We start from the raw sequence: 488 nt of genomic DNA, 5'->3' as shown, positions 1-488 counted from the left end.
TCGTCGAACACCTCGCCGGTCGGCAGCACCACCTCGACGCCGAGGCAGAGCTCGCGCGCATTGCCGTAGGCAAGCACGCCCGTGCCGCCGGCATTGGAGGACAGATTGCCGCCGATCTGGCAGGAGCCTTGCGCGGCGAGCGAGAGCGGAAAGAGCCGGTCGGCGGCGTCGGCCGCCTCCTGCAGCGTCTGCAGGATGACGCCGGCCTCGACGGTCACCGTGTTCGACAAGACATCGATCTCGCGGATGCGGTTCAGCCGCGACAGCGACAGCACGATGTCGTGGCCGGATTTGTCCGGCACCTGCGCGCCGACTAGCCCGGTGTTGCCGCTCTGCGGCACGATCGGCGTTCCGGTCTCGGTCGCAAGCCGCATGATGCGGCTCACTTCCTCGACGCTGCCGGGCCTCAGCACCAGCGACGTGCGGCCATGCCAGAGGCCGCGCCGCTCGGTGATGTAGGGCGCGATGTCGGCTTGGTCGCGCAAGGC

At 69.5% G+C, this 488-nt stretch carries 1 protein-coding gene; it reads right to left on the bottom strand.

Annotated features, from left to right (window positions below; translation table 11 throughout):
• Positions 1-488, bottom strand: a 488-nt coding sequence (locus tag EOA28_RS38050; protein ID WP_148671226.1) for an FAD-binding oxidoreductase, incomplete at both ends; no start/stop codon positions are given.

Origin of the sequence: Mesorhizobium sp. M2A.F.Ca.ET.067.02.1.1 (assembly GCF_004023285.1) — a bacterium.
In the GTDB taxonomy this organism is placed as follows: domain Bacteria; phylum Pseudomonadota; class Alphaproteobacteria; order Rhizobiales; family Rhizobiaceae; genus Mesorhizobium.
This window is presented reverse-complemented; position numbering and strand designations above follow the sequence as displayed.